Source organism: Pseudomonas sp. SLBN-26 (assembly GCF_006715895.1).
Lineage (GTDB): Bacteria > Pseudomonadota > Gammaproteobacteria > Pseudomonadales > Pseudomonadaceae > Metapseudomonas > Metapseudomonas otitidis.
The window spans coordinates 126,091-145,488 of the sequence record NZ_VFOB01000001.1 but is presented as its reverse complement, the minus strand read 5'-3'; the positions used below and the strand labels follow the sequence as shown (position 1 = coordinate 145,488).

Here is a 19,398-nt window from a genome sequence, read left to right as displayed (position 1 = left end):
GCGCCCCCAGGCCGAGTCACTCCTTGATGCAATCAACGGTATAGCAGCGGCCCTGCGGGGTGTCCTGCTGCTGCAGGCCGTGCACATCGGAGTCGAAACCGGGGAAGGACTCGTCGAATGTCCGAGCGAAGGCCAGGTAATCGATGATCGAGCGGGTCTCTTCGGTGAAGCGCTCCCCCGGCATGATCAGCGGGATGCCCGGCGGATAAGGCACCAGCATCACCGCCGCGATGCGCCCTTGCAGCGCATCCAGCGGCACCGCCTCCACGTCGCCGCGCACCAGCTTGTCGTAGGCGTCCGCCGGTTTCATGGCGGCCACCGGCAGGGTGGTGTACATGCGCCGCATCGCCCGCGCGGTGCCGTTGTCGCGGTAGCAGCCGTGGAGTTCGTCGCACAGGTCACGCAGGCCGAGCCCCTGGTAGCGGGCACCGCCGGCACGGGCGATGGACGGCAAGGCGGTGATCAGCGGCGCGTTGGCGTCGTAGAGCCGCTTGAACTCCAGCAACTCGGTGAGCAACGTGCTCCACTTGCCCTTGGTGATGCCCATGGAGAACAGCACCAGGAAGGAATACAGGCCGGTCTTCTCCACCACCAGCCCGCGCTCCCAGAGGAACTTGCCGACCACCGCCGCCGGAATGCCGCGTTCGCCCAAACGTCCGTCGGCAGTCAGGCCCGGCATCGCCAGGGTGACCTTGATCGGGTCGAGCAACACGTAGTCGTCGGCTACCTCGCCGAAGCCGTGCCAATCGGCCTGGGGCTGCAACAGCCAATCGGGGGTGCTGACCTGGTCGCGCCCTTCCACCTTCGGTGGCTGCCAGATGCTGAACCACCAGTCGTCCTCGGCCAGGTTCTGCCCGACGTTGGCCAAGGCACGGCGGAAGCTCAGGGCCTCGTCGAAGGTTTCCTGGATCAGCGAGCGCCCGGCGGGGCCTTCCATCATGGCGGAGGCCACGTCCAGCGAGGCGATGATCCCGTACTGGGGCGAGGTGGAGATGTGCATCATGAACGCCTCGTTGAAGCGATCACGGTCCAGCTGGCGGGTCTCGCCGTCCTGCACGTGGATCATCGAGGCCTGGCTGAACGCCGCCAGCAGCTTGTGGGTGGAGTGGGTGGTGAACACCAGCGGGCCGCCCGCCCCTCGCGCGGTGCCCATGCCGTAGCGGCCGGCGTAGAACTCGTGGAAGGCCGCGTAGGCGTACCAGGCCTCGTCGAAGTGCAGCACCTCGACGCTGTCGCCCAGGGTCTGCTTGATCAGCTCGGCGTTGTAGCAGAGCCCGTCGTAGGTGGAGTTGGTCACCACCGCCAGGCGCACCTTCGGCTCGCGTCCGCGGGCCAGCGGACTGGCGTCGATCTTCGCCTGGATCGATTCGCGGCTGAATTCGCTCAGGGGGATCGGGCCGATGATGCCCAGCTCGTTGCGCTCCGGCATCAGGTACAGCGGGATCGCGCCGGTCATGATGATCGAGTGGAGGATCGACTTGTGGCAGTTGCGGTCCACCAGCACCAGGTCATCGCGGCCGACCATGGAGTGCCAGACGATCTTGTTGGCGGTGGAGGTGCCGTTGATGACGAAGAAGGTGTGGTCCGCGCCGAAGTTCCGCGCCGCCCGCGCCTCTGCCTCGGCCAGCGGCCCAGTGTGATCCAGCAGCGAGCCCAGCTCGGGCACCGACACCGAGAGGTCGGAACGCAGGGTGTTCTCGCCGAAGAACTGGTGGAAGGCCTGCCCCACCGGGCTCTTGCGGTAGGCCACGCCACCGCCGTGGCCGGGCGTATGCCAGGAATAGTTGGACTGTGCGGTGTGCTCCACCAGCGCGCGGAAGAACGGCGGCAGCAACCCCTCCAGGTAGGTGCGCGCAGCCCGTGCCACCTGGCGCGCGAGGAACGGCACGGTGTCTTCGAACAGGTACAGCAAGCCGCGCAGCTGGTTGAGGTCGGCCATCGCCTCGGCGGGGGCGTTCTCGATGGTGACCTGTTCACCCAGGGCGAAGATCGGCAATTGCGGCGCTCGCACCCGGGCGACGCGGATCAGTTCGACCACGTCATGCAGCAGGCGCTGGTTCTCCCCGGCGCCCTCCGCGGCCACCAGGATGCAGGCCAGCCCATGGTGGGTGGAGGCGACGATGCGCCCCTCGGCGGAACTGGCGGTGGAGAGGATGACGAAACCGTCCCGCTCCAGTTCGTGGGCGATGCCGCGCACGCGCTCCCCCGCGACGGTATCGGCCTTGATATCGCGGTGGACGATGAGGATGGGGAACTTCAGGTCTTTGTACATGAGGACGTCCCGGTACGGCGGGTCCATCCCGCCCAGGACGCCAGGGTAGAAGCTCGCCGGGAGTCGCGTAACCCCCGGCGCTAGCACCTGTAAGAAAAGGTCGCGCCGGTGAAATCGGCGCGGGTCACGCCTCGGGCGTGGCCGGTGCCTCCAGCTTGGCCCACAGGGCCGGGCCGCCGGAGGCCTTCTCGATCACTGCCAGCCGTTCCAGATGGGCCGCCAGTTCCGCTTCGCTGGCCCGCAGCACGCGGCCGGGCACACGGCCCTGGATGCGGCGGATGGGCGAGGCCTGGGGCCGGCCACCCTCGTCACCGCCCTCGCCCGCCAGGGACAGGTTGGTCTGGCCGCCGGTCATCGCCAGGTAGACGTCGGCGAGGATCTCGGCGTCGAGCAGTGCGCCGTGGAGGTCACGGCCGGAGTTGTCGACGTCGTAGCGCTTGCACAGGGCGTCGAGGTTGTTGCGCTGACCCGGATGGCGCTCGCGCGCCATCATCAGGGTGTCGATCACGCCGCAATGCTCGGCGATGTCGGAACGGTCGCTCTGCCCCAGCAGGGCGAACTCGTTGTTGATGAAGCCGATGTCGAACGCCGCGTTGTGGATGATCAGCTCGGCGCCCTTGATGAATTCGAAGAATTCGTCGGCGACGTCCTTGAAGCGCGGCTTGCCCACCAGGAACTCGTTGGTGATGCCGTGGACGGCGATAGCGCCTTCGTCCACTTCGCGGTCGGGCTGCAGGTATTGGTGGAAGTGGCGACCGGTGAGACGGCGCCCTTCAAGCTCGACGCAACCGATCTCGATGATGCGGTGGCCATCGGTCACCGGCATGCCGGTGGTTTCGGTATCCAGTACTACGTAACGCATGTTCGATGCCCGTGGGGTGGAGGGTCTGGATCAGGAGGCAGTATTGCGATGGCGCATTCTAACGGGGGCCCAGCTCGCTGACACCCCGGTTCGCCAACTGGTCGGCGCGCTCGTTGCCCGGATGGCCGGTGTGCCCGCGCACCCACTGCCATTCCACCTGGTGGCGGCTGACCTGCTCGTCCAGCAACTGCCACAGGTCGGCGTTCTTCACCGGTTGCTTGGCGGCGGTCTTCCAGCCGCGCTTCTTCCAGTTGGGAAGCCACTCCTGGATGCCGCGCATCACGTATTCGGAGTCGGTGACCAGACGCACCTGGCACGGCCGCTTGAGCGCTACCAGGCCGGCAATCGCGGCCATCAGCTCCATGCGGTTGTTGGTGGTGTCGTGCTCGCCTCCCCAGAGCTCCTTCTCGGCGCCCTTGTAGACGAGCAATACGCCCCAGCCACCGGGACCGGGGTTACCCTTGCAGGCCCCGTCGGTGTACATCTCGACCCGTTCTGTCACTTATGCCTCGTGTTTCGAATCGCGCCGGCTGACCTTCGCCACCGGCATGGGAATCAGCTTGCCCATGGGCTCGCGTCGACTCTGGCGCAACGGGCGCAGGCCGACCACCAGCTTGCGCGCCACCAGCAGATAGAAGCCGGCACCGAACCACTGCCCGGCGCCACCCCAGCGCTCCAGCCAGGCCAGGCGCGACTGCCAGGCCGGTGAAGCGAGCGGCGGACGATAGCACCCGAAGCGGCGTTTCTCCAGCGCGAAACCCAGCAGGTTGAGCCAGTCGGCGACCCGGCTCGGCGCGATGCAACGGGCCTTGCCCAGGGCGTCCCCGGCGAAGTAATGACGCACGCCCCAGGCGCTCCAGGGGTTGACCCCGACGATCAGCAGGTGACCGCCAGGGCGCACACTGCGCGCAGCCTCACGCAGCAGGCCATGGGGCGAGAGGCTGAAATCCAGCCCATGCTGCAGCACCACGACATCGGCGGCATGTTCGGAGAGGGGCCAGGCGTTCTCGTCGCAGGCGATCTCCACCCCCGGCAACGGTGCGCCGAGATGGACGCTGCGCTGGATCTGCCGCGCACCCGGCGGCAGTTCGGCACGGGGGCCGTAGTGAACCAGGTAGCCGCCGAAATAACGCCCCAGTTCGTCCTCAAGCAGGCGCTGCTCCTCGAACAGCATCAGCCCACCCAGCGGGCCGGAGAACCAGGTGCGGGCGTCCTCGATCAACTCGAGCCAGGCGGGATCGGCCTGGGCGATGGGTGGCCTGTTCACGGAAACCTCCTGGTGATGGACACGGGGCCGCCGATCCGGGCAGCACGACGGGCACTGCCCACACCGGCTCGACGCCCCGGGGCACGGCCCCTAAGATGCGCTTTTGCTGACAGACAGGCGAGCGGCCCATGATACAGATCGACCCCATCCGTGCCTTCTCCGACAACTATATCTGGCTGTTGCAGGATGCGACCGAACGACGCTGTGCAGTGGTCGACCCTGGTGACGCCGCCCCCGTGCTGGCCTGGCTGGAGGCACACCCCGGCTGGACCCTCAGCGACATCCTGATCACCCACCACCACGGCGACCACGTGGGTGGGGTGGCCGAGCTGAAGGCTCGCACCGGTGCCACGGTGTACGGGCCGGCCCACGAGACCATCCCGGCGCGGGACCGGGCGCTGGAAGACGGCGAGCGCATCGAGGTGCTCGGCCTGACGTTCGAGGTGTTCCACGTCCCCGGCCACACCCTGGGCCATATCGCCTACTTCCACGACGATGCCACCGCACCGGTGCTGTTCAGCGGCGACACCCTGTTCGCTGCCGGTTGCGGTCGGCTCTTCGAGGGCACCGCCGAACAGATGCACACGGCCCTGTCTCGCCTCGCCGCCCTCCCCGCCCCGACCCGCGTCTACTGCACCCACGAATACACCCTCGGCAACCTGCGTTTCGCCTGCGCCGTCGAGCCGGGCAATCCGGCGATCGAACAACGCTTCGAGGCGGTAAGCCGCCTGCGCGAAGGAGACGGCGTCAGCCTGCCCTCCAGCATTGCGCTGGAACGCGAGACCAATCCGTTCCTGCGGGTCAGGGAAGCCTCGGTGATCGCCGCAGCCGACAAACGGAGCGGCAGCCGCCACACCGCCCCGGCAGCGGTGTTCGCCACCCTGAGGAGCTGGAAGGACACGTTCTGAAACGCCCTTCAGGTCACATTCGAGCTGGTGAAAACTTGACCACCCCCGGGTCGGTTCCTAGAATCGCCCGACCTTTTTTCCCGGAAAAGCCCAGCGACCAATGCCGTCTACGCCGCCGAAAACCCTTGATCTAGACGCATTGGCAAGAGCCATAAGGGCTGTATTGCTGGTCTCCGCCGCCGCCCTCACCGGCTGCCAGAGCATGGGTCATCGCCCCGAGGACGACAGCCAGGAGAAGGCGCTGGCGGCCAAGCTGCACCAGCAGACCCAGTGGCAGGAAGAGGTGCAGGTCGAGCAGGAACCGCAGGACATCTGGGAGCGCATGCGCAAAGGCTTCGCCCTGCAGGACGAGATCGGCGTCAACCCGCGAATCGAACAGCAGCGCCTCTGGTTCGTCAGCAACTCGTCCTTCGTCGAGAAGGCCTCGCAACGCAGCAACCCCTACATCCACTACATCGTCGAGCGCCTCGAAGAACGCGAGATGCCGCTGGAGTTGGCGCTGCTGCCGGTCATCGAGAGCGCCTACAACCCCTTCGCCTACTCCCGTGCGGACGCGGTGGGCCTGTGGCAGTTCATTCCCTCCACCGGTCGTCACTTCAACCTGCGCCAGACCAACTGGTACGACGGCCGTCGCGACATCACCGCCTCGACCAACGCCGCCCTCGATTACCTCGGGCGCCTGCACGAGATGTTCAACGGCGACTGGCTGCTGGCCCTGGCCGCCTACAACGCTGGCGAAGGCACGGTGAGCCGCGCCATCGAGCGCAACCAGAAAGTGGGCCTGCCCACCGACTACTGGAACCTGCCGCTGCCCCAGGAAACCCGCGACTACGTGCCCAAGCTGCTGGCCCTCTCGCAAGTGGTCCTGGCCCCCGACGCCTACGGCATCGCCCTGAGTCCCGTGGCCAACGAGCCCTATTTCGAGGTGGTGGAACTCAAGCAGCGCATGGACCTGTCCCGCGTGGCGGCGATGGCCGACCTGGACGCGGACGAGCTCTACCAGCTCAACCCCGCCTTCAAGCGCCGCATCACCATGGACGGCCCGCAGCAACTGCTGGTGCCGACCCAGAAGGCCGAGCAACTGGTAGCCAGCCTGTCCAGCCTCGCCCCCCAGGACCTGGTGGAGTGGCAGGAGTACCGGGTGCGCAACGGCGATAACCTGCAGGCCATCGCCAACCGCTACCAGGTGAGCGTCGCCAGCATCAAGGAAATCAATGGCCTGTCAGGGAACCGCCTGCGGGTGGGCCAGAGCCTCAGCATCCCGGTGGAAGCCGGCCGCGCCCCGACCCAGCCGGTGTTCCAGAACCTGGCACGTAACGAGCCGACCGCCAAGGCGCGTACCTACAAGGTCCGCAGCGGCGACAACCTCTGGCAGATCGCCAAGCAGACCGGCGTCGATGTGAATGACCTCAAGCGCTGGAACCGCCTGAACGGTACCCACCTGAAGGTCGGCCAGACCCTCGCCCTGCAGGGCGCCAGCAGCACCCGCACCACCACCCGCACCGTGGCGATGGCCGACAAGGCCGGCCGCGATGCGGTGACCTACTACAAGGTGAAGGAAGGGGATTCGCTGTACGTCATCGCCAAGCGCTTCAATGTGGAGATGAAGCATATCCAGCGCTGGAATCCCCGCAGCGGCCACGCACTCAAGCCGGGCCAGACCCTGACCCTCTACCTCCCCTGAGGCTTGCCGATCGCCGCCAGGCATCGCCCGGACAACTGGGCGAAGCGCTGGAAGGCGACGAACTGCTCGTGCTTCAGCGCACGCCCCGAGGGCCGGCAATCGGCGTAGATCACCCCGATCGGGCGTGTCCCCGCGAACAACGGGGCGATGAAGAACATTCCCTGGCCGAACCAGCGGCGCATGGGCTGGGTCATCAGGTCGTTCAGGGTGCACGTGGCAGGAATGCCCATCCACAACGGCTCACGGCTGCGCAGTACATAGCTGAACAGGTGGGGCTGCTCGGGCTGCTCGACCGGTAGCTCGAAGCCCTGCTGCCAGTCCGCCGTCCCCTCGCCGGCCACCCGCTTGACGCGGAAGCAGGTCTGGCGGTCGGCCAGCACCGCCACCATCACACGCTCCAACCCCACGCCAAGGTGCAGGCCGCGCGTCAGCGTGTCGAGAATCAGGCCGACATCCGCCTGGCGTGACACCATCATGCCCAGGTCCTGCAGGGCCTGTTGCATCAGCAGCAGGTCGGGCTGGAGCTGGCGTGCCTTGCGCTGGGCCTGCTGCACCAGCAGTTGCTCGGGGTCGGTGGGCGGGATGAGCGCGCACAGGCGGCTGGCACCGAAGGTCGCCGCCACCTTCACCGACTCGTCGGCACTGGCCAGCACCTGCTGCATGGCCTCCTCCGGGGACACACCGATGAACTGCGCCATCTGCTGGACCAGCGTCGCCATCTGCGGCGAGTCCCAGCCCTCCAGCGCCGCCTCGCTGACCTGCACCCCAAGCGTTACGGCCCTGACGGCCGGATCGGCCTGGGCACCGCCACCGCGGGCCAAGGCAGCCACCTCGCCCAGGTTCCAGCTCTTGATCAGCCCGGTAGTGAGGTGCCGGAAGCTGGTACCCAGTACCTCGCGCACCGTCTGTTCCTCATCCGCACCGGGCTGAGCAAGGGCCTGGGCCAGCTCGTCGGCTTGGTCTCCGGCGCAGCCCCAGAACGCAAGCTCCCCAAGGCGATAGAGCAGCGCGGCGATGAACACCTCTTCCTGGTCACGGCTGATCACGTAGCCGGCGATGTTGCGCGCCTGCACGGCGGCATGGAAGGAGCGCGCCAGCAGCTCCTGCAACTGCTCACGAGGAGCACGGGTCAACAGGCCGTCGATCAGGCTGAGGGACAGGCCGATGAGGCGAACGTTCTCGAATCCCACCAGCACGATGGCGCGGGAGATCGTACGAATCGGCTCCTGGGAGGGGTTGTAGTAGGCACTGTTACCAACCCGAAGGACCTTGGAGGTCAGCGCGGCATCGCGCAACAGCACGTCGGCCAGTTGCTGGACGGACGCGTGATCGCGCTGGGCGAGGCTGTGGAGGTCGAACACGACCGCCGCGAGAGCAGGCAGATCCGCCTGAGTGAGCCTGTCGATCCATGACTGCAAACCATGGCTGCGTAAACCCAAGATGAGGAACCCCCGCACGTTTTGGAAAAGTGTAGTCAAAGTGCTGGCCAGCCCCACTCGGGACGGACCTTTTTCCAGTGGATACAAGCTGTTACTGTACCGGCCAGAACGCCCGTCCTGCAGCCCTTTCGGCGATGCGAGACGGCTGATACCGCCCGAGGTTTTCATGCCCCGCACGGCTCACGACACGCCCCCTTCCCAGCGCACCACGGACCGGATTCCCACCTGATGCGTCACCTCATACTCCTGCTGATCGGCCTGTTCGCCAGCGCCGCCGCGAGCGCGACAATCAGCGAGAGCCATGGCTATGCCCAGTTCGGCGGCCTCAAATACCCCGCCAATTTCAGCCATTTCGACTGGGTGAACCCCGACGCCCCCAAGGGCGGAACCCTTCGGCTGATGGCATTCGGCACCTTCGACACCCTCAACCCCTACACCTTCAAGGGCACCAGCCCGGTGGCCACGCCGAACTTCCTGCAGTACGGCATCTCCGAGCTGAACGAGCCGCTGATGGTCGGCACCGGCATCTATGACCCTTCGGGGGACGAGCCCGCCTCCAGCTATGGCCTGATCGCCTCCAGCGTCGAGTACAGCGAGGACCGCAGCTGGGTGGTCTTCAACCTGCGCCCGGAAGCACGCTTTCACGACGGCAAGCCGATCACGGCCTACGACGTGGCCTTCTCCTACCGCACGCTGCTCGGCAGCGGCCACCCCCAGTACCGCAACAGCCTGCAAGAGGTGGAGCGGGTCGACATCCTCAACCGCCACCGCATCCGCTTCGTCCTCAAGCGCGCCGGCAACCCGCTGCTGATCCTGCGCCTCGGCGAGCTGCCGGTACTGCCGCAGCACTACTGGGAGGATCGTGATTTCAAAGCCACCACCTTCGAGCCCCCGCTGGGCAGCGGCCCCTACCGCATCACCCAGGTCCGCCCCGGACGCGGACTGGTGTTCGAACGGGTCAAGGACTGGTGGGGCAAGGACCTGCCGGTGAACCGGGGCAAGTACAACTTCGACCGGGTCGAAGTGGAGTTCTACCGCGACGCCAACGTCGCCTTCGAAGCCTTCAAGGCCGGCGAGTTCGACTTCTACATCGAGCACCAGGCGAAGAACTGGGCCAACAGCTACCGCTTCCCGGCCGTGGCCCGAGGCGATGTGATCCGCGCCGAGATTCCGCACCAGATCCCCACCCAGACCCAGGCCCTGTTCATGAACACCCGCCACAAGGTGTTCCAGGACCGCCGCGTGCGCGAGGCCATGGGGCTGATGTTCGACTTCGAATGGACCAACCGCGCCCTGTTCAACAACGCCTACCTGCGGGCCGCCAGCTACTACCCCAACAGCGAATTCACCGCCACCGGCAAGCCCGAGGGACAGGAATGGCTGCTGCTCTCGCCGTATCGGGGGCAGCTGCCGGCCCAATTGTTCACCGAGCCGTTCAAGGTGCCGACAACCGACGGGCGCGGCATCCCGCGTGAAACCCTGCGCCGGGCGCTGGGTCTACTGGGCGATGCCGGCTGGAAGCTCTCCGGCCAGCGCCTGTTGAACACACGCGGCGAGCCGCTGCGCTTCGAGATCCTGCTGGTCAACCCCAACCTCGAGCGCATCCTCCAGCCCTATGCCGAGAACCTGGCGGGCATCGGCATCGACGTCACCCTGCGAACCGTCGACCGCGCCCAGTACAAGCAGCGCCTGGACCACTTCGACTACGACATGATCCTCATGACCCTGCCCCAGAGCCTCAGCCCCGGACTGGAACAGTCGCTGTACTTCCATTCCAGCCAGGTCGGCGTGAAGGGCAGCAAGAACTACGCCGGCGTCGCCGATCCGGTGGTGGACGCCCTGCTGGAGCGCCTGCTGGGCGCCCGCACCCGCGACGAGCAGGTGGCCGCCGGCCGCGCACTGGACCGCACGCTGCTGTGGCAGCACTACAGCATTCCCAACTGGTACCTCAACTACCATCGCCTGGCGTACCGCAACCGGTTCGCCTTCGTCACCACGCCGCCCTACACCCTGGGCCTGCGTGCGTGGTGGCAGAAGCCCACGGAGAACACCCGATGAGCACGAACCCCCTGCGCACCTGGTGCCTGGCCGGCTGCGGCGCCCTGCTGCTCGGCCTCGCCGGCCTGGCCCAGTGCGAGCCTCGGCACGCCATCACGCTGTATGACGAAGCCCCCAAGTACCCGGCGGGCTTCAAGCACTTCGAGTGGGTCAACCCGGACGCCCCCAAGGGCGGCACCCTGCGCCTGGCCAGCTACGGTGGCTTCGACAGCCTCAACGACTTCATCCCCAAGGGCACGTCGGCCAGCCAGTTGGGCCTGATCTACGACTCCCTGACCTTCCACTCCCCGGACGAGCCATTCACCGAGTACGGCCTGCTGGCGGAGAAGATCGAGAAAGCGCCGGCCAACAGCTTCGTGCGCTTCTACCTCAACCCCAAGGCCCGCTTCAACGACGGCACTCCTGTGACCAGTGAGGACGTGGTCTTCACCTTCCAGACCCTGCTGCAGCACGGCGACCCGATGTACCGCCACTACTATTCCGACGTGGACAAGGTGGTGGCCGAAGACGCCCAGCGCGTGCGCTTCGACTTCAAGCACCCGGGCAACCGCGAGCTGCCGCTGATCCTCGGGCAGATCCAGGTCCTGCCCAAGCACTGGTGGAGCACCCGCGACTTCGCCAAGGCCTCCCTGGAGCCGCCCCTGGGCAGTGGCCCCTACCGCATCGCCCAGGTGGAAGCCGGGCGCTCGATCCGTTTCGAGCGGGTCAAGGACTGGTGGGGCAAGGACCTGCCGGTGGTCCGTGGCTATTACAACTTCGACGTCATCAGCGTCGACTACTACCGCGACATGTCCGTCGCCCTGGAAGCCTTCAAGGCCGGGCAGTTCGACTTCAACCTGGAGTACTCCGCCAAGGACTGGGCCACCGGCTACGACTGCCCGGCCTTGCGCAAGGGGCACATCACCCAGACGGCCATCCCCAACCACAACCCGGTGGGCATGCAGGCCTTCGCCTTCAACATCCGCCGGCCGGTGTTCCAGGATCGCCGTGTGCGCGAGGCCATCGCCTCGCTGTTCGACTTCGAGTGGACCAACCGCCAGCTGTTCTTCGGCGCCTACAAGCGCACCCGCAGCTATTTCGAAAACTCCGAGATGGCCTCCAGCGGCCTGCCGACCGAAGCCGAGCTGAAGATCCTCGAACCCTTGCGCGGCAAGATCCCCGACGAGGTCTTCACCCAGCCCTTCCAGCTACCGGTCAGCGACGGCAGCGGCATCATCCGCGACCAGAAGCGCCACGCCTACAAGCTGCTCACCGAGGCCGGCTACCGCATCGAGAACGACCGCATGGTGGGGCCGGACGGCAAGCCGCTGAGCTTCGAAATCATGATTGCCCAGGCCAACCTGGAGCGGGTGATCCTGCCGTTCAAGCGCAACCTGGCCGAGCTGGGTATCGAACTGGTGATCCGCCGTGTCGATGTCTCCCAGTACATGACCCGCCTGCGCTCGCGGGACTACGACATGATTCCCGCCACCTGGGGCCAGTCGAACTCGCCGGGCAACGAACAGATGGAGTTCTGGCACTCCCGCAGCGCCGAGAGCCCGGGCAGTCGCAACTTCATCGGCCTGCGCGACCCGGCCGTGGACACCCTGGTGGAAGGCCTGATCCGCGCCGACTCCCGGCAAAGCCTGATCGACCATGCGCGGGCGCTGGACCGCGTCCTGCTGTGGGGGCACTACGCCATTCCCAACTATTACGTCGACACCTGGCGCGTCGCCTACTGGGACCAGCTCCAGCGCCCCGCCGCAACGCCGCAGTACGACCTCGGCCTGTTCACCTGGTGGCAGAAGCCCGGTGCCACGTCCGCCGCTGAGGCAACGGACACGCCCGAAGCCCAGGCCACCGAACCGCAACAGGACGCCCGCTGATGCTCGCCTACATCCTGCGGCGCCTGCTGCTGATCATCCCCACCCTGTTCGGCATCCTGCTGATCAACTTCATCATCATCCAGGCCGCCCCCGGCGGACCGGTGGAGCAGATGATCGCCAAGCTGGAAGGCTTCGACGCGGCCTCCGGTGGCGCCACCGGGCGCATCTCCGGAGGCGGCGGCGAGGTCTCCGTGGCCGGCTCCAACTACCGCGGTGCCCAGGGCCTGGACCCGGAGCTGATCAAGGAAATCGAGAAGATGTACGGCTTCGACAAGCCGGCACCGGAACGTTTCTGGCTGATGGTGAAGAACTACCTGCATTTCGATTTCGGCAACAGCTTCTTCCGTGATGCCAAGGTCACCGACCTGATCCTGGAGAAGATGCCGGTGTCCATCTCCCTCGGGCTCTGGAGCACCCTGATCATGTACCTGGTCTCGGTGCCTCTGGGCATCGCCAAGGCTGTGCGGCACGGCAGCGTGTTCGACGTCTGGACCAGCACTGCGATCATCGTCGGCTACGCGATTCCCGCCTTCCTGTTCGCCATCCTGCTGATCGTGCTGTTCGCCGGTGGCAGCTACTACGACTGGTTCCCGTTGCGCGGGCTGACCTCCAACCACTTCGACGAACTGAGCCTGGGCGGCAAGGTGCTCGACTACTTCTGGCACCTGGCCTTACCGGTGACGGCGCTGGTGATCGGCAACTTCGCCACCCTCACCTTCCTCACCAAGAACAGCTTCCTCGACGAGATCAACAAGCAGTACGTGATCACCGCGCGCGCCAAGGGCCTCTCGGAGAACCGCGTGCTCTACGGCCATGTGTTCCGCAACGCCATGCTGCTGATCATCGCCGGCTTCCCGGCGGCCTTCATCGGCATGTTCTTCACCGGCTCGCTGCTGATCGAGGTGATCTTCTCCCTCGACGGCCTGGGCCTGCTGAGCTTCGAGTCGGCGGTCAACCGCGACTACCCGGTGGTGTTCGGCACGCTGTTCATCTTCACGTTGCTGGGCCTCCTGGTGAAGCTCATTGGCGACGTCACCTACACCCTGGTCGATCCGCGCATCGACTTCGAAAGCCGGGAGGGCTGACATGCGCCTATCGCCCATCAACCGCCGTCGCTTCGAGCGCTTCAAGGCCAACAAACGTGGCTGGTGGTCCCTCTGGCTGTTCCTCACGCTGTTCGTCCTCAGCCTGGGCGCGGAGCTGATCGCCAACGACAAGCCCCTGGCCATCCGCTACGACGGGGAGTGGTACTTCCCCGCCTTCAAGCGCTACCCGGAAACCACCTTCGGCGGCGAATTCCCGCTGGAAGCCAACTACCGCAGCCCGTACATGAAGGAACTGATCGCCGCGCGCGACGGCGAGATGTACTGGCCGCCGATCCCCTTCAGCTACGACACCATCAACTACGACCTGAAGGTTCCCGCTCCCGCGCCGCCGTCCGCCGACAACCTGCTGGGCACCGATGACCAGGCCCGCGACGTGCTCGCCCGGGTCATCTACGGCTTCCGCGTTTCGGTGCTGTTCGCCCTGACCCTGACCCTGCTGAGCGCGGTGATCGGCGTCACCGCGGGCGCCCTGCAGGGCTTCTACGGCGGCTGGGTGGACCTGGCCGGGCAGCGCTTCCTGGAGATCTGGTCCGGGCTGCCGGTGCTCTACCTGCTGATCATCCTGGCCAGCTTCGTGCAGCCGAACTTCTGGTGGCTGCTGGGCATCATGCTGCTGTTCTCCTGGATGAGCCTGGTGGACGTGGTGCGTGCCGAGTTCCTGCGCGGCCGCAACCTGGAATACGTGCGCGCTGCGCGGGCGCTGGGCATGCAGAACGGCGCGATCATGTTCCGCCACATCCTGCCCAACGCCATGGTCTCCACCATGACCTTCCTGCCCTTCATCCTCACCGGCGCCATCGGCACCCTGACGGCACTGGACTTCCTCGGCTTCGGCCTGCCCCCCGGCGCACCGTCCCTGGGTGAGCTGGTGTCCCAGGGCAAGTCCAACCTGCAGGCGCCCTGGCTGGGCATCAGCGCCTTCGCCGTGCTGGGCCTGATGCTGACGCTGCTGGTGTTCATCGGCGAAGCCGCCCGCGATGCCTTCGACCCGAGGAAGTGAGATGAGCGAGAACCTGATCGAAATCCGCGACCTCTCCGTCGCCTTCAGTGCCGGCAACACGACCCAGACGGTGGTGGAAGGGGTGAGCTTCGACATCCGCAAGGGCGAAACCCTGGCCCTGGTGGGCGAGAGTGGCTCCGGCAAGTCGGTGACCGCGCACTCCATCCTGCGCCTGCTCCCCTACCCGCTGGCCAGCCACCCGAGCGGGCATATCCGCTATGGCGGCGACGACCTGCTCCGGCTCCCGGAGGCGCGCCTGCGCGGCATCCGTGGCAACCGCATCGCCATGGTGTTCCAGGAGCCGATGACCTCACTGAACCCGCTGCACTGCATCGAGAAGCAGATCAACGAGGTGCTGGCCCTGCACAAGGGCCTGACCGGCAAGGCGGCCACCCGACGGACCCTGGAGCTGCTGGAGCTGGTGGGCATTCCCGAGCCGGCGAAGCGCCTGCGTGCCCTCCCCCACGAGCTGTCAGGCGGGCAGCGCCAGCGGGTGATGATCGCCATGGCCCTGGCCAACGAGCCGGAACTGCTGATTGCCGACGAACCCACCACCGCCCTCGACGTGACCGTGCAATTGAAGATCCTCGACCTGCTCAAGGACCTTCAGGCGCGCCTGGGCATGGCAATGCTGATCATCAGTCACGACCTCAACCTGGTGCGCCGCGTGGCCCACCGGGTGTGCGTGATGCAGCGCGGGCGCATCGTCGAGCAGGCCGACTGCCAGGCGCTGTTCAAGGCCCCCCAGCACCCCTACACCTGCGAGCTGCTGGCAGCCGAACCCAGCGGCGGCCCCGTGCCGGCCAGCGAAGGACCGGCCATGCTGGAGGTGGACGACCTCAAGGTGTGGTTCCCGATCCGCAAGGGCCTGTTGCGCCGGACCGTGGACCATGTGAAGGCGGTGGACGGCATCGGCTTCACCCTGCGCCAGGGGCAGACCCTGGGCATCGTCGGCGAGAGCGGCTCCGGCAAGTCGACCCTGGGCCTGGCCATCCTCCGCCTGCTGGGCAGCCAGGGCGCGATCCGCTTCCAGGGGCAGGCGCTCGAAGGGCTCTCGCAGAAGGAGGTGCGGCCACTGCGCCGGCAGATGCAGGTGGTGTTCCAGGACCCCTTCGGCAGCCTCAGCCCGCGCATGTGCGTGGGCCAGATCGTCGGTGAGGGACTGCGCATCCACGGCATCGGCAGTGAGGCGGAGCAGGAGGCAGCGATCATCGAAGCCCTGCGCGAGGTGGGCCTCGACCCCGAGACCCGGCACCGCTATCCCCATGAATTCTCCGGCGGCCAGCGCCAGCGCATCGCCATCGCCCGCGCCCTGGTGCTCAAGCCCGCACTGATCCTGCTGGACGAACCCACCTCGGCGCTGGACCGCACCGTGCAGCGCCAGGTGGTCGACCTGCTGCGCAACCTGCAGGCCAAGTACAACCTGACCTACCTGTTCATCAGCCACGACCTGGCCGTGGTGCGCGCCCTCAGCCACCACCTGATGGTGGTCAAACACGGCCAGGTGGTGGAGCAAGGGCCGGCAGAGGCCATCTTCTCCGCCCCCCAGCACAGCTACACCCAGCAACTGCTGGAAGCCGCCTTCCTGGCGCCGTCTACCGCTCACTAGGAGAACCGCCACATGGGATTCCTCACCGGCAAGCGCGTCCTTATCGTCGGGGTGGCCAGCAAACTGTCCATCGCCTCGGGCATCGCCGCCGCCATGCACCGGGAAGGCGCCGAGCTGGCCTTCACCTACCAGAACGACAAGCTGCGCAGCCGGGTCGAGGAATTCGCCCAGGAGTGGGGCTCCGGCCCGGATCTGTGCTTCCCGTGCGACGTCGCCCGCGACGAGGAGATCGCCGCCGTGTTCGAGGCACTGGGCCAACGCTGGGATGGGCTCGATGTGATCGTTCACTCCGTGGGCTTCGCCCCCGGCGACCAACTGGATGGCGACTTCACCGAGGTCACCACCCGCGACGGCTTCCGCATCGCCCACGACATCAGCGCCTACAGCTTCATTGCCCTGGCCAAGGCTGGCCGCACGCTGATGAAAGGCCGCCACGGCAGCCTGCTCACCCTCTCCTACCTCGGCGCCGAGCGCACCCTGCCCAACTACAACGTGATGGGCATGGCCAAGGCGAGCCTTGAGGCCGGCGTACGCTACCTGGCCGGCAGCCTGGGCCCTGAAGGCACCCGGGTGAACGCCATCTCCGCCGGCCCGATTCGCACCCTGGCGGCTTCGGGGATCAAGCATTTCCGCAAGATGCTGGCAGAAAGCGAGCGCCGGACGCCCCTGCGACGCAACGTGACCATCGAGGAAGTGGGCAATGCAGCGGCCTTCCTCTGTTCGGACCTGGCCTCAGGCATCAGCGGCGAGACCCTCTACGTGGACGGCGGCTTCAACACCACCGCCATGGGGCCGCTGGAGGACTGACTCCTCACTGCCCGAACGAGCCCGCCTTGTGCGGGCTTTTCATTTCCTGCGGGCAAGAAAAAACCGCCCGAAGGCGGTTTCTTCATCAGCCCACGCGGATCAGTAACGCTCGATCTTCGCGTCGGCTTCCAGCTGGCGACGGTATGCCGCGAAGTCCTGCTGGCCACTGCGGGACGCCAGGAAGCGGCTGTACATGGCCTTGTCCTGCTCGGATAGGGTCTCGTCGGGCTGGCTGACACCATTCAGGCGTACCAGCACGTAGTCACCGTTCTTCAGCGCCACGGAGGTGAAGCTGGGCTTGTCGGCGGCAGCCGGCTTGGGCATGCGGAACACGGCCTGCAGCAGGGAAGGATCGACACCCTCCTGGCCACGGGTCGCGGCTTCCACCACGTTCCAGGTCTGGCCGTCCTGAGCCTGGTCGACCGGGGTCTTGCCTTCACGCAGGCTGGCCAGCAGGGCATCACCCTTGGCCTTGACGGCCTCGGTGGCTTTCTCCTGCTGCAGGTGCTGGCGAATGCTGTCCTGCACGGAAGCCAGCTCAAGCTGCTCGGGCTTCTTGTGCTCCTTCACGCGCAGGGCGACGACGGTTTCCGGGTCCAGCTCGATGGCCGAGCTGTTGGCGCCGTCTTCCAGCACTTCGGTGCTGAAAGCAGCCTGAAGCACCTGACGGTTGGCCGCGAGGCCTTCGCCACCTTCACGACCGAACGGGGCGCTGGTCTTCACCTCGAGCCCCAGTTCCTGGGCCGGCTGGCTCAGGTCGGACGCTTCGAAGGCGGAGTCTTCCAACTGCTTGGTCGCCTCGACGAAACGCTGCTCGACGCGTTGCGCCTTGAGATCGCGCTCCATCTTGTCCTTCAGGCTGGCGAAGCTGGGCACCTCGGGCGCCTGCACGGCCAGCAGCTTGATCAGGTGGAGGCCGTAGGGCGTGCGCACCGGAGCGGAGACTTCACCTTGCTTGAGGGCGTAGAGGGCGTCCTCGAAGGCGGGCTCGTAGACACCACGGCCGGCAAAGCCGAGATCACCGCCGTTGGTGGCCGAACCGGGGTCCTGGGAGAACTCTTTGGCCAGGGCGGCGAAGTCTTCACCCTTGTCCAGGCGCTGCTTGATCTCGTCGATCTTCGCCTTGGCCTGTTCCTCGGTCTGCTTGTCGTTGACCTCCACCAGGATATGAGCAGCATCACGCTGCTCGGACAGGTTGGAGATTTCCTTCTCGTACTGGGCCTTGAGCTCGTCGTCGCTCACGGAGACCTGGCTGAAGAATGCATCCTTCTTCAGCTCGACGTACTCCAGCACGACCTGCTCGGGGCTCATGAACTGGGCCTTGTGATCGTCGTAGTAGGCCTTGACCTCGTCGTCGCTGACCTGGGTGGCCTTGGGATCGGCCTTGAAGGTCAGGGTGGCGAAATCGCGGGTCTGCTTCTCCAGACGGGCAAAGGCACGAACCTCGTCATCGGTCACGAAGCCGCTACCGGCAAGACCGGCACGCAGTTGACCGATGAGCATCTCGCGCTCCAGCTCCTGGCGATACTGCAGGCGGGTGTAACCCATCTGGCGCAGGACCATGTCGAAGCGATCGGCACTGAACTTGCCGTTGTCCTGGAACTCGGGCGTCTGGACGATCAGTTGGTCGATGGCCTGCTGGGAGAACGCAAAATGCGCGCTCTTGGTGCCCTGCAGCAGCAGGCTGCGGTCGATCAGGCCCTTGAGCGCAGCTTCACGCAGCAGCTTGTCATCCAGCATGGAGGCATCGAAATCCTTGCCGAGCTGCTGCATCAACTGGCGACGCTGCATGTCCACGGCTTGCGACAGCTGGTTCTGGGAGATTTCCTCACCATTCACCTCGGCCGCCGTCTGACGATGGCTGGTGGCATTGAAAATGGCATCGAAACCGGTCAGCGCCAGCAGAGCGATGATGACGCCGATGATGGTCTTGGCAATCCACCCCTGTGAATTGTCCCTGATGTTCTGCAGCATGGGTCCCCCAGAAACGACTGTACTGACTCAAACAGCCGTGCAGAGCGGGTAGAAGATTGGGTCCGGATAAAAGAAAGGCGCATCCGAGGATGCGCCTTCTCTTAACTGTCGGGGTAGCCGGAGGGTTGCCCCTCGGCAGGCTGACTGCCTTGCTTCCCCGAGCCGCCTCCGAGCTAGTCCGGAGGCGGATGGGCAAAGCCAGAGGGACGCTTAGTTGACGGCGTCTTTCAGAGCTTTACCAGCCTTGAAACCGGGGATCTTGGCAGCGTCGATCTTGATCGGCTTGCCAGTCTGCGGGTTGCGGCCAGTGCGAGCAGCGCGCTCTTTGACAGCGAAGGTACCGAAACCTACCAGCACCACGGAATCACCAGCCTTCAGAGCGCCAGTGACGGATTCGATCACTGCGTCCAGCGCACGGCCAGCGACAGCTTTCGGGATATCAGCGGATGCGGCGATGGCATCAATCAGTTCCGACTTGTTCACTCTTAAGTCCCCTTATATCTGTTGAGTTTGTTTCTTAGTTCTTCGGTGTAAGCAAAGCGGGTGC

The 19,398-nt window shown here is 66.0% G+C and carries 15 protein-coding genes; 8 read left to right on the top strand and 7 right to left on the bottom strand.

What is annotated here, in order from left to right; all coding sequences use genetic code 11:
• Positions 1–16: 16 nt before the first annotated feature.
• The 4 genes from FBY21_RS00680 to FBY21_RS00665 all read right to left on the bottom strand — a co-directional run bounded on the left by FBY21_RS00680 (position 17) and on the right by FBY21_RS00665 (position 4,401).
• Entirely contained in the window at positions 17–2,272 is a 2,256-nt protein-coding gene (locus tag FBY21_RS00680) for an Orn/Lys/Arg decarboxylase N-terminal domain-containing protein (protein WP_142007940.1), read from the bottom strand.
• Positions 2,273–2,396: 124 nt separating this feature from the next.
• Positions 2,397–3,134, bottom strand: a complete 738-nt coding sequence (gene dnaQ / locus FBY21_RS00675) for a DNA polymerase III subunit epsilon (RefSeq protein WP_074968197.1) — start codon at positions 3,132–3,134, stop codon at positions 2,397–2,399.
• Between the two features lie 58 nt (positions 3,135–3,192).
• Entirely contained in the window at positions 3,193–3,618 is a 426-nt protein-coding gene (gene rnhA / locus FBY21_RS00670) for a ribonuclease HI (RefSeq protein WP_069560315.1), read from the bottom strand.
• An 18-nt stretch (positions 3,619–3,636) separates the two neighbouring features.
• A complete protein-coding gene (locus FBY21_RS00665; RefSeq protein ID WP_044408297.1) occupies positions 3,637–4,401 on the bottom strand; it encodes a class I SAM-dependent methyltransferase in 765 nt (254 codons plus the stop codon).
• Between the two features lie 128 nt (positions 4,402–4,529).
• On the opposite strand from FBY21_RS00665, the gene gloB reads away from it, so the two are divergent.
• Both gloB and FBY21_RS00655 read left to right on the top strand, forming a co-directional pair.
• Positions 4,530–5,309, top strand: coding sequence for a hydroxyacylglutathione hydrolase (gloB, locus tag FBY21_RS00660; RefSeq protein ID WP_142007939.1), 780 nt, complete (start codon positions 4,530–4,532; stop codon positions 5,307–5,309).
• Between the two features lie 100 nt (positions 5,310–5,409).
• Entirely contained in the window at positions 5,410–6,993 is a 1,584-nt protein-coding gene (locus tag FBY21_RS00655; RefSeq protein WP_142007938.1) for a lytic transglycosylase domain-containing protein, read from the top strand.
• Here the strand turns inward: FBY21_RS00655 and FBY21_RS00650 are convergent.
• Positions 6,981–8,432 (bottom strand): HDOD domain-containing protein, encoded by a 1,452-nt coding sequence (locus tag FBY21_RS00650; protein ID WP_142007937.1) that lies wholly within the window; start codon positions 8,430–8,432, stop codon positions 6,981–6,983. The two genes, FBY21_RS00655 and FBY21_RS00650, sit on opposite strands and share 13 nt — an antisense overlap.
• A 228-nt stretch (positions 8,433–8,660) precedes the next feature.
• Between FBY21_RS00650 and FBY21_RS00645 the strand changes: the two genes are divergently transcribed.
• The 6 genes from FBY21_RS00645 to fabI are packed head-to-tail and all read left to right on the top strand — an operon-like array spanning position 8,661 to position 16,877.
• Positions 8,661–10,490 carry an extracellular solute-binding protein gene (locus tag FBY21_RS00645; RefSeq protein WP_142007936.1) on the top strand — a complete coding sequence of 610 codons (1,830 nt, stop codon included), beginning with the start codon at positions 8,661–8,663 and terminating at the stop codon, positions 10,488–10,490.
• Entirely contained in the window at positions 10,487–12,355 is a 1,869-nt protein-coding gene (locus tag FBY21_RS00640; protein ID WP_142007935.1) for an extracellular solute-binding protein, read from the top strand. Before FBY21_RS00645 ends, FBY21_RS00640 begins: the two co-directional genes overlap by 4 nt.
• Positions 12,355–13,440: a microcin C ABC transporter permease YejB gene (locus tag FBY21_RS00635; protein ID WP_044408312.1), complete on the top strand. Its 1,086-nt coding sequence runs from the start codon at positions 12,355–12,357 to the stop codon at positions 13,438–13,440. The genes FBY21_RS00640 and FBY21_RS00635 overlap by 1 nt, the downstream gene beginning before the upstream one ends.
• A gap of 1 nt (position 13,441) precedes the next feature.
• On the top strand, positions 13,442–14,461 hold the full coding sequence (locus FBY21_RS00630; RefSeq protein WP_044408315.1) for an ABC transporter permease: 1,020 nt from the start codon (positions 13,442–13,444) through the stop codon (positions 14,459–14,461).
• 1 nt (position 14,462) lies between these two features.
• Positions 14,463–16,070 carry an ABC transporter ATP-binding protein gene (locus FBY21_RS00625; RefSeq protein WP_142007934.1) on the top strand — a complete coding sequence of 536 codons (1,608 nt, stop codon included), beginning with the start codon at positions 14,463–14,465 and terminating at the stop codon, positions 16,068–16,070.
• Between the two features lie 12 nt (positions 16,071–16,082).
• Positions 16,083–16,877, top strand: coding sequence for an enoyl-ACP reductase FabI (gene fabI / locus FBY21_RS00620; RefSeq protein WP_142007933.1), 795 nt, complete (start codon positions 16,083–16,085; stop codon positions 16,875–16,877).
• 99 nt (positions 16,878–16,976) lie between these two features.
• Here fabI and FBY21_RS00615 read toward each other — a convergent pair whose 3' ends face one another.
• Both FBY21_RS00615 and FBY21_RS00610 read right to left on the bottom strand, forming a co-directional pair.
• Positions 16,977–18,851 carry a SurA N-terminal domain-containing protein gene (locus FBY21_RS00615; protein ID WP_142007932.1) on the bottom strand — a complete coding sequence of 625 codons (1,875 nt, stop codon included), beginning with the start codon at positions 18,849–18,851 and terminating at the stop codon, positions 16,977–16,979.
• 210 nt (positions 18,852–19,061) lie between these two features.
• Positions 19,062–19,334 (bottom strand): HU family DNA-binding protein, encoded by a 273-nt coding sequence (locus FBY21_RS00610; RefSeq protein WP_004422505.1) that lies wholly within the window; start codon positions 19,332–19,334, stop codon positions 19,062–19,064.
• Positions 19,335–19,398 lie beyond the last annotated feature (64 nt).

Coding starts and splice junctions, on each gene's coding strand:
- dnaQ (WP_074968197.1), bottom strand. CDS start 3,134: ATGCGTTACGTAGTACTGGATACCGAAACCACCGGCATGCCGGTGACC.
- FBY21_RS00655 (WP_142007938.1), top strand. CDS start 5,410: ATGCCGTCTACGCCGCCGAAAACCCTTGATCTAGACGCATTGGCAAGA.
- rnhA (WP_069560315.1), bottom strand. CDS start 3,618: ATGTACACCGACGGGGCCTGCAAGGGTAACCCCGGTCCCGGTGGCTGG.
- FBY21_RS00645 (WP_142007936.1), top strand. CDS start 8,661: ATGCGTCACCTCATACTCCTGCTGATCGGCCTGTTCGCCAGCGCCGCC.
- FBY21_RS00680 (WP_142007940.1), bottom strand. CDS start 2,272: ATGTACAAAGACCTGAAGTTCCCCATCCTCATCGTCCACCGCGATATC.
- FBY21_RS00630 (WP_044408315.1), top strand. CDS start 13,442: ATGCGCCTATCGCCCATCAACCGCCGTCGCTTCGAGCGCTTCAAGGCC.
- fabI (WP_142007933.1), top strand. CDS start 16,083: ATGGGATTCCTCACCGGCAAGCGCGTCCTTATCGTCGGGGTGGCCAGC.
- FBY21_RS00640 (WP_142007935.1), top strand. CDS start 10,487: ATGAGCACGAACCCCCTGCGCACCTGGTGCCTGGCCGGCTGCGGCGCC.
- gloB (WP_142007939.1), top strand. CDS start 4,530: ATGATACAGATCGACCCCATCCGTGCCTTCTCCGACAACTATATCTGG.
- FBY21_RS00635 (WP_044408312.1), top strand. CDS start 12,355: ATGCTCGCCTACATCCTGCGGCGCCTGCTGCTGATCATCCCCACCCTG.
- FBY21_RS00625 (WP_142007934.1), top strand. CDS start 14,463: ATGAGCGAGAACCTGATCGAAATCCGCGACCTCTCCGTCGCCTTCAGT.
- FBY21_RS00615 (WP_142007932.1), bottom strand. CDS start 18,851: ATGCTGCAGAACATCAGGGACAATTCACAGGGGTGGATTGCCAAGACC.